Here is an 8703-nt window from a genome sequence, read left to right on the forward strand (position 1 = left end):
GGCGCACGCGCGGCGAACGGCGCGCCCGCGGCGAACGCCGCCGCCGGCGTGCGCGGCAGCGTGTCGGCGACGGCGTCGAGGAACGCGCGCACGAGCGCTTCCTGGTCCGGCACGCGCAGTTCGCCACCGGCCGCCGTGTCCGGCACCGGGCACGCGTGCGCCTCGGGCGGCATGGCGGCGGCGATGGCCCGCAGCTGCGCGATGTCCTCCGCGTCGAGCGGGCCGGCACGCCACGCGTCCTGATCCGTCGCCGTCAGACCCGGCAGCAGCCTGCCGCGGCCGACCAGGCGCAGCGCGTGCAGCGCGGCGGCGCCCCAGCATGCCGCCGCCGAGTGGGCGGCCCTGTCGCCCCTTGCCCGCACCAGCAGCGGGACAGCCTCGCCCACAGGAACCAGCACCGCGGGCACGGTGACCGCCTCCACGGCCTCGCCCGCCTCCCCCGCGGGCCGCACCACCGTCAGCTCACCGGCGGCCGCTTCGGGGAACGCGTCCCACGGCAGCTCGCCCTCGGGCGCCCAGAACGCGACGCGGCCCTCGCGTGGCAGTTCCGCGGGCAGGAAGACGGCGGCGCAGCGCGCGAGCCCCGGCCCGTACGCCATGACCACCACCGCCCTTCCGCCACCGCACCCGCACGATCGATCCGACTCTGCGAGTCTAGGCAGGGGGTATGACAACGCCCCCCGGGAGCGGTGTTCGTGCAGGTCACCCTGGCGCTCGGGCAGGACTGGCGCTCAGGCGGGGCGCCCGCTGCCGCCCGCGGCGGGTCCCGGGCCTTCGGGGGACTCCGCGAGGCCGCCCTCAGGCAGCGGCGGCACGGCGGGGGCCTCGTCCGGCCCGGCGGCCGCCCCCGCGGCCTCGTCGCTCGCCGCACCGATCTCCTCGGTCGCGTCGACCTGTTCGGACGGGCCGATCCCCTCGGGCGTGCCGGTCTCCTCGGGCGTGCCGGTCTCCTCGGCCGTGCCGTCCCGCTCCTCCTCGGCCGGCGGTCCCGTCGTCTCCATCGCCACGTCCGACACCGCCTTGACCGCGTGCGCGGCCTGCGCGGGCGTCGCGCGTTCCAGGAAACGCAGCAGCTCCACCGGGAAGGGCAGCACCAGCGTCGAGTTCTTCTCCTCGGCCACCGCGACCACGGTCTGCAGCAACCGCAGCTGGAGCGCGGCCGGCTCACCGGACATCGCGCGAGCCGCCTGGGCCAGCTTCTTCGAGGCCTGCAGCTCGGCGTCCGCGTTGATGATCCGCGCGCGCCGCTCCCGGTCGGCCTCCGCCTGCCGCGCCATCGAGCGCTTCATCGTCTCGGGCAGCGACACGTCCTTGATCTCCACCCGGTCGATCTGCACGCCCCACCCCACGGACGGGCTGTCGATCATCAGCTCCAGGCCCTGGTTGAGCTTCTCCCGGTTGGACAGCAGGTCGTCCAGGTCGCTCTTGCCGATGATGGACCGCAGCGACGTCTGCGCCATCTGCAGCACGGCGAACCGGTAGTCCTCCACGCGCACCACGGCGTCGGCCGGGGACACGACCTTGAAGTAGATGACGGCCTCGACGCGGACCGTCACGTTGTCGCGCGTGATGCCGTCCTGGCCGGGCACCGGCATCGTCACGATCTGCATGTTCACTTTGTGCAGCCGGTCCGCGAACGGCACGATCCAGGTGAACCCCGGGCCGCGGACCTCGGGAAGCAGCCGCCCGAACCGGAAGACCACGCCGCGCTCGTACTGCTTGACGACCCGCGCGGCGGCCATCGCGTACACGCACGCCACGCACACCACGGCGACCACCACCGTGACCACAACATCGACCATGACGGCCCCCTGAGGACGGACCCGGTCCCCCTGTCCAAGGTAAGCCCGCGGCCGCGGCGGGTCGAGAGTCGCGGGGCCGGGTACACGGGCCGTGCCAGGCGCCGTACGGCTCGCCCGGCCGGCCGTACACCGCGTGCCCGGCCGTCCGTGGTCGGGCAGGGTGGCATCACCCGCCACCGTACGGCGCACCGCGCACGGTCCACCGCAGAGAAAAGGACGGTCCATGTACGTGAATCAGCATCGGCGCGTCGCCACGGCTGCCTGCACGGCGCTCCTGACCGCCGGGCTCGCCGGCTGCTCAAGCCTCGACAGGACGGCGGTCGGCCCCGTCCGCCACCTTTCGCCCGACGGCCAGGTCGTCGTCGTGAACAGTCCGCTCGTCAAGGGCTGCCACCAGTTCAGTCCGGTCGGGGCGAATGCCGTCAAGAACGGCTCGCTCGTCGATCTGATCGTCTACCACTCGTCGGACTGCACCGGCGGGAAGTCGGCGTACATCGCGACGGAACTCAGCAACAACGTCGCCGCCGACTCGCCGCCCTGGCGCAGCTACCGCTTCGTCCACTGACCCCCGCCACCGGCGCCGCGCGTCACAGCGCCAACCACCCGTGGCCCGCGTGCCAGTGCCTGCCCGCCCGCAGGTGGTCGCCGATCGCGCGCTCCAGCGTCGTGCGGCGCGGCAGCCGGTCGTGGTCGAGGCGCGGGTCGCCGAAGACGAAGCCGACCGGGTCGCGGTCGTCGGTCTCCGGTGCTTCGCCGGGGCGTGCGGGGCGGAAGCGTGACTGGAACCGCATGATGTTCGATTCCGGCGGGAGGTAGCCGGCGAGCTGCGGGTCGAGCAGCCAGGAGTGACAGGTGGCGGCCGTGGCGCGATCCTCCGGAAAGTGCCGTGAGAAGAACGCCTTCGCCCTGGCCAGCGACGCGTCGACCGCGCCGGGGGCGAGCGGGCCGAGGAAGTCCGGGATGTGCAGGGACAGGCACGGATCGCCCGCGGACGCGGCGGCGCCGGCCGCCGACACGGCGGCAGCCGTCCGCGCCCCGAGCCCGGCCCGCTCGAATTGGAGCCGCCCCAGCTGGTACAGCTCGCCCCTGAAGTGCAGGGCGGGCCAGCCCGGCGAGGTGAGCCCGCCGGTGCCGTACCGCCTGCGGTGGACCGCCAGCTGGCGGCCGAGGTCGGCGAGCGTCCGCCTCCCGATCTCGTCGGGGACGCCCCGCTCGCGGTGGTGCGCCCGAACGACGGGCAGCGCGGCGACATACACGTAGACGGGGAGGTACGGCTCGGCGACGCCGATGTCCTCGGGCAGTCCCGGCAGCTTCGGGCGCTCGCCCTCCGTGCGTCCCGAGCCGCCCGCGCCCATGCCCGCGACGAGGTGGGCGAGCGCGTCGTCCGCCGTCGCGCGCAGGGCGGGATCGGCTGCGACCCTGCGGCGCAGGGCGAGGATGCCGCCGATGTCCTCGTGCGGGACGGTCAGATCGAGCAGCAGGTCGGCCAGGTCCTCGTCCGCCTCCGGCACGGCGGGTCCCGCGGTCGGTTCGGCGGTCACCGGCGTCCTCCCTGCACGTTGCGTGCTCTCGTCCCCGCGGGTTCGCGGGTACGCCGTCATACCCTTGGAGCTGTGGGTGACGAGCGTTGGGAGGTGCGGGTGACATGCGTACGGGAAGTGAGCCTGTCACCGCACGCAGTCCACTGCGCCTGCGGTTGTGGCTGAGTGTATGGGGCCTGTTCTGGGGCGCGGGCGGTGCCGTCATCTTCGTGCTCGCCGGCGTGGAGGTGTGGGCGGGGCTGTGCGCCGCGATCGCCCTGATCGCGCTGGCGGACATCGCCCTCGTCGTCCACCGCATGCGGCAGGGCCCGCACTTCCAGCCCGGCCGCGACATCCCGCCGTACGAGCCGGTGCACGGCACGCTCCGGCGCTACCCACGCGCCCAGCACCTGCACCGGCCCTGACGGACGGGCCTGCCTGGCGGGGACGCGGCGGCGGGGCGGCCGCCGGTCAGGGCTCGGGGGTGACGCCGGCGGCGCGCTCCTCCAGCCGCTTCCACACCGCGCGAACCCGCGGTTCGAGCGCCTCGCGCGGGCCGTCGTTGTCGATGATCACGTCGGCGGCGGCGCCGCGCTGCTCGCGTGTCGCCTGGGCCGCCATCCGGCGGCGCGCGTCCGCCTCCGGCATGCCCCGCAGCCGCACGAGCCGGTCGAGCTGCGTCGCCGGTGACGCGTCCACGACGATCACCACGTCGAACTGGTCCATCATGGCGCCCTCGACCAGCAGCGGCACGTCCTGCACGACGATGGCGCTCTCCCCCGCCGCACGTTCCAGCTCCGCGGACCTGGCCCTGACCAGCGGGTGCACGATCGCGTTCAGCGCGCGGCGGCGCTCCTCGTCGGCGAAGACGACCGCGCCCAGGGCGGGCCGGTCCAGGGCGCCCTCGGGTGTCAGTACCTTCTCGCCGAACTCGGCGGCCACGGCGGCGAGGCCGGGGGTCCCCGGCTCGACGACCTCCCGCGCGATCAGGTCGGCGTCGATGAGCACCGCTCCGTAGGAGGCGAGCAGCCGCGCCACCTCGCTCTTGCCCGCTCCGATACCGCCGGTGAGCCCCACTCTCAGCATGGGACTCACCCTACTCACGGGCCTCACCCGTACTGACGGGACTCACCCGCCACCGGGGCGGCGGCAGCGCCTCAGGCGCCGCCCTCCCCTTCGCGCTCGGCGAGGAACTTCTCGAACTCCAGGCCGATCTCGTCTGCCGTCGGCAGCTCGGCGGGCTCGGCCACCAGGTTGCCCCTGCTCTCCGCGCCGAGCACCGCGTCGTACTGGTGCTCAAGGCCCTGGACCATCGCGACGAGGTCGTCGTCGCCCTCGCCGAGCTGGCGCTCGATCTCCGTCTGGGTGCGCTGGGCCTCGGTGCGCAGAGCGTGCGCGACGGCCGGCAGTACCAGCCCCGTCGCCGCGGTGATCGTCTCCAGGACGGTCAGGGCCGCGTCCGGGTACGAGGACCTGGCGACGTAGTGCGGGACGTGCGCGGCGACTCCCAGCACGTCGTGGCCCTTCTCCATGAGCCGCAGCTCCACCAGCGACTCGGCGCTGCCGGGGATCTGGGCCTCGTCGAACGGGCTCGGGTGGCCCGGCGTGAGGTCCGTGCGGTTGCCGTGCGGCGTGACGCCGACGGGACGCGTGTGCGGGACGCCCATCGGGATGCCGTGGAAGTTCACCACGAGGCGGACGCCGAGGCGTTCCACGATCTGGTCGACGGCGGCCGCGAAGCGCTCCCACTCCACGTCGGGCTCGGGCCCGGACAGGAGCAGGAACGGCGCGCCCGTCGCGTCCTGCACGAGGCGGACGTCGAGGGTCGGCGTCTCGTAGTCGGTGAAGCGGTCCCGCTTGAACGTCAGCAGCGGCCGCCTGGCCCGGTAGTCCACCAGCCTGTCGTGGTCGAAGCGCGCGACAACCTGGTGCGGCAGGGCTTCCAGCAGGTTCTCGACGATCTGGTCGCCGGTCTCGCCCGCGTCGATGTATCCGTCGAAGTGGTAGAGCATGACGAGACCCGCGGTCTCCTGCGCCAGCGCCATGTCGACGGCGCCGAGGCCCTTCGGGTCCCACTCGTACAAATCCTGCGGATCAAGCACTGTTACCGCTCCTCCTTGTGCTGTCCCAGGCGTCAACGCCCCGGCGGGCGTGGGCATTCCCCCGGCGCACGCGCCCCGCTCGGGGCGCTACCGTCCCGCTGCTGGACCGCTCCGGGCGCTACCGGGGCCGCTGCCGGGCGTGCGGAAGGCCCGCTCCCCGGGGGGAACGGGCCTTCCGTACATCGCTACGGCGCGGGCTAGGCCGTGGGCCGTGCCCGCCGCGTCTGCGTCAGCTCTGGCCGCCGGCCAGCTTCTCGCGCAGCGCCGCCAGCGCCTCGTCCGACGCGAGGGCGCCGGAGTTGTCGCCGGACTCCGAGGAGTACGAGCCGCCGCCGGAAGACGCCTGGGCGTTGCCGCCACCGCCGCCCACCGGAGCCGCCGCACCCTCGGCCGCCGCGGCCTCGTCCGCCTCGCGGGACTTGATGACCTGGGCCTGGTGCTGCTCGAAGCGCGCCTGCGCCTCGGCGTACTGCGTCTCCCACGCCTCGCGCTGGGTCTCGTAGCCCTCGAGCCAGTCGTTGGTCTCGGGGTCGAAGCCCTCGGGGTAGATGTAGTTGCCCTGGTCGTCGTAGGACGCGGCCATGCCGTAGAGCGTCGGGTCGAACTCGACCGCGGCCGGGTCCCCGCCGAACGCCTCGTTGGCCTGCTTCAGCGAGAGGCTGATGCGGCGGCGCTCCAGGTCGATGTCGATGACCTTGACGAAGATCTCGTCGTTGACCTGGACGACCTGCTCCGGGATCTCCACGTGGCGCTCGGCCAGCTCGGAGATGTGGACCAGGCCCTCGATGCCCTCGTCCACACGGACGAACGCGCCGAACGGGACCAGCTTGGTGACCTTGCCGGGGACGACCTGGCCGATCTGGTGCGTCCTGGCGAACTGCTGCCACGGGTCTTCCTGCGTCGCCTTCAGCGACAGGGAGACGCGCTCGCGGTCCATGTCGACGTCCAGGACCTCGACCGTGACCTCCTGGCCGACCTCGACGACCTCGGACGGGTGGTCGATGTGCTTCCAGGACAGCTCGGAGACGTGCACCAGGCCGTCGACGCCGCCGAGGTCCACGAACGCACCGAAGTTGACGATCGAGGAGACGACGCCGGAGCGGACCTGGCCCTTCTGCAGGGTCGTGAGGAACGTCTGGCGGACCTCGCTCTGCGTCTGCTCCAGCCAGGCACGGCGGGACAGGACCACGTTGTTGCGGTTCTTGTCCAGCTCGATGATCTTGGCCTCGAGCTCCTTGCCCACGTAGGGCTGGAGGTCGCGCACGCGGCGCATCTCGACCAGGGAGGCCGGCAGGAAGCCACGGAGGCCGATGTCGAGGATGAGACCACCCTTGACGACCTCGATGACCGTACCGGTGACGATGCCGTCCTCTTCCTTGATCTTCTCGATCGTGCCCCAGGCGCGCTCGTACTGCGCACGCTTCTTGGACAGGATGAGACGGCCTTCCTTGTCCTCCTTCTGGAGAACCAGGGCCTCGATCTCATCGCCCACGGCGACGACCTCGTTGGGGTCGACGTCGTGCTTGATCGAAAGCTCGCGGGAGGGGATGACACCCTCGGTCTTGTAACCGATGTCGAGCAGGACCTCGTCCCGGTCGACCTTCACGATGACGCCGTCGACGATGTCGCCGTCGTTGAAGTACTTGATCGTCTCGTCGATCGCGGCGAGGAAGGCGTCCTCGTTACCGATGTCGTTGACCGCAACCTGCGGGGTGGTGGCGGTGGTCTCGGTGCTGCTCGTCATGTGGGAAAGGGCTCCGGTACGGACATTGGATCGTAGGTACTGCTACGCCGAGAGCCCGATATCGCGTCCGCGGGGTCCGGACAGGCCGGTCGGCGCCGACCCGGTGACCGGGGTGGGCGCCTCGACGGACCGAGGGGACTCACGACAGATGCGAGCGCGGCTGCTACGTCTGAGGCGCGCAAGCCCGCAGCGCAACCTTTAGCATACGGGGGCGGCCAGGCATGGTCAATGCGCGAAGGCGCACACCCGGGGCGCAACACCGCATACCCGGCACACGGCGTCACGAACATGCCGCGAACCGGGCACCACTCGGGCGCCGTGCGCCCCTCGCGCACCCCCGCACGCGCGGGAGCGCGCCGTACTGCCACACTCGGGCCGCGGCCCGCGCGGCCGGAACTGCACGCACCTTACGACGACGGGCGAGATCATCCAAGAGCACGACGCACACGAAGACGCAGACGAACCGGAAGCCGCCCGCCGCACGGCCGGCGAGGCGGAGAGCTCCCGTGCCAACCGGGGCTGGTGGGACAGGAACGCCGACGAGTACCAGAGCGAGCACGGCACGTTCCTCGGCGACGACCGCTTCGTCTGGTGCCCCGAGGGCCTGGACGAGATGGAGGCCGGCCTGCTCGGTCCGCTTGAGTCGCTGGCCGGCCTCGACGTCCTGGAGATCGGCGCGGGCGCGGCCCAGTGCTCGCGCTGGCTCGCCGCGCAGGGCGCCCGTCCCGTGGCGCTCGACCTCTCGCACCGCCAGCTGCAGCACGGACGCCGCATCGACGAGGAGCGCGCGGGCTCCGTCGCGCTCGTCCAGGCCGACGCGGCGGTGCTGCCGTTTCGCGACGGCGCCTTCGACGTGGCGTGCTCGGCGTACGGCGCGATCCCCTTCGTCGCCGACTCGCGGAGGGTCTTCACCGAGGTGCACCGGGTGCTGCGGCCCGGCGGACGCTGGGTGTTCTCGGCCACGCACCCGGTGCGCTGGGCGTTCCCCGACGAGCCGGGCCCCGAGGGCCTGACCGCGACCATGTCGTACTTCGACCGCACGCCCTACGTGGAGCAGGACGAGCAGGGCCGCGCCGTGTACGTCGAGCACCACAGGACGCTCGGCGACCGGGTGCGCGACCTGACGGCCGCCGGGTTCAGGCTCCTCGACCTGGTGGAGCCCGAGTGGCCCGCCTGGAACACCCAGGAGTGGGGCGGCTGGTCCCCGCTGCGCGGCGCCCACCTGCCGGGGACCGCCGTCTTCGTCTGCGTGCGGGACTGACGGGTGGGGGCCGCGCGCGAGGACGCGCTCGCCGCGCTGCCCGTCCGCACCGCTCTGCCCGAGCTGGCCGGCGCGCTCGACGCGGCGGGGTGCGCGGTGCTGTGCGCGCCGCCCGGCACAGGCAAGACGACGCTGGTGCCGCTGGCCCTCGCGGGGCTGCTGCCCGCGGGGCCGATGTCCCCGGGACCGATGCCCGCGGGGCTGCTGCCCGCGGGGTTGCTGCCCGCGCCTCCGGGCCAGGCGCGCCGGGTGCTGGTGGCGGAGCCGCGCCCGA

General features: G+C 73.1%; 9 protein-coding genes and 1 pseudogene. 4 read left to right on the forward strand and 6 right to left on the reverse strand.

What is annotated here, in order from left to right; genetic code table 11:
* Positions 1 to 599 (reverse strand): annotated as a pseudogene (locus JFN87_RS29900) (ATP-dependent helicase); the annotation flags it as partial.
* 132 nt (positions 600 to 731) lie between these two features.
* Positions 732 to 1802, reverse strand: a complete 1071-nt coding sequence (locus JFN87_RS29905; protein WP_209345134.1) for a slipin family protein — start codon at positions 1800 to 1802, stop codon at positions 732 to 734.
* Between the two features lie 223 nt (positions 1803 to 2025).
* Here JFN87_RS29905 and JFN87_RS29910 point away from each other — a divergent pair, with 223 nt between their 5' ends.
* Positions 2026 to 2367, forward strand: a complete 342-nt coding sequence (locus JFN87_RS29910) for a hypothetical protein (RefSeq protein WP_209345136.1) — start codon at positions 2026 to 2028, stop codon at positions 2365 to 2367.
* 22 nt (positions 2368 to 2389) lie between these two features.
* Here JFN87_RS29910 and JFN87_RS29915 read toward each other — a convergent pair whose 3' ends face one another.
* The gene (locus tag JFN87_RS29915; RefSeq protein WP_307865648.1) at positions 2390 to 3343 is read right to left on the reverse strand and encodes an acyltransferase domain-containing protein; all 954 of its coding nucleotides are present in this window, start codon (positions 3341 to 3343) and stop codon (positions 2390 to 2392) included.
* A 104-nt stretch (positions 3344 to 3447) separates the two neighbouring features.
* Here JFN87_RS29915 and JFN87_RS29920 point away from each other — a divergent pair, with 104 nt between their 5' ends.
* Complete coding sequence (locus tag JFN87_RS29920; protein WP_209345140.1) at positions 3448 to 3747, forward strand: DUF6343 family protein; 300 nt, start codon at positions 3448 to 3450, stop codon at positions 3745 to 3747.
* Positions 3748 to 3793: 46 nt separating this feature from the next.
* Here the strand turns inward: JFN87_RS29920 and coaE are convergent, their stop codons facing one another.
* The 3 genes from coaE to rpsA all read right to left on the reverse strand — a co-directional run bounded on the left by coaE (position 3794) and on the right by rpsA (position 7168).
* A complete protein-coding gene (coaE, locus tag JFN87_RS29925) occupies positions 3794 to 4408 on the reverse strand; it encodes a dephospho-CoA kinase (RefSeq protein WP_209345142.1) in 615 nt (204 codons plus the stop codon).
* A gap of 71 nt (positions 4409 to 4479) precedes the next feature.
* On the reverse strand, positions 4480 to 5424 hold the full coding sequence (locus JFN87_RS29930; RefSeq protein WP_209345144.1) for a PAC2 family protein: 945 nt from the start codon (positions 5422 to 5424) through the stop codon (positions 4480 to 4482).
* 229 nt (positions 5425 to 5653) lie between these two features.
* On the reverse strand, positions 5654 to 7168 hold the full coding sequence (rpsA, locus tag JFN87_RS29935; RefSeq protein WP_209345146.1) for a 30S ribosomal protein S1: 1515 nt from the start codon (positions 7166 to 7168) through the stop codon (positions 5654 to 5656).
* A 424-nt stretch (positions 7169 to 7592) separates the two neighbouring features.
* Between rpsA and JFN87_RS29940 the strand changes: the two genes are divergently transcribed.
* Both JFN87_RS29940 and JFN87_RS29945 read left to right on the forward strand, forming a co-directional pair.
* A complete protein-coding gene (locus JFN87_RS29940) occupies positions 7593 to 8429 on the forward strand; it encodes a class I SAM-dependent methyltransferase (protein ID WP_209345148.1) in 837 nt (278 codons plus the stop codon).
* A gap of 3 nt (positions 8430 to 8432) precedes the next feature.
* A partial coding sequence (locus tag JFN87_RS29945) for a hypothetical protein (protein ID WP_209345150.1) occupies positions 8433 to 8703 on the forward strand: 271 nt, incomplete at its 3' end.

The sequence above is a fragment of the Streptomyces montanisoli genome, assembly GCF_017813245.1.
In the GTDB taxonomy this organism is placed as follows: domain Bacteria; phylum Actinomycetota; class Actinomycetes; order Streptomycetales; family Streptomycetaceae; genus Streptomyces; species Streptomyces montanisoli.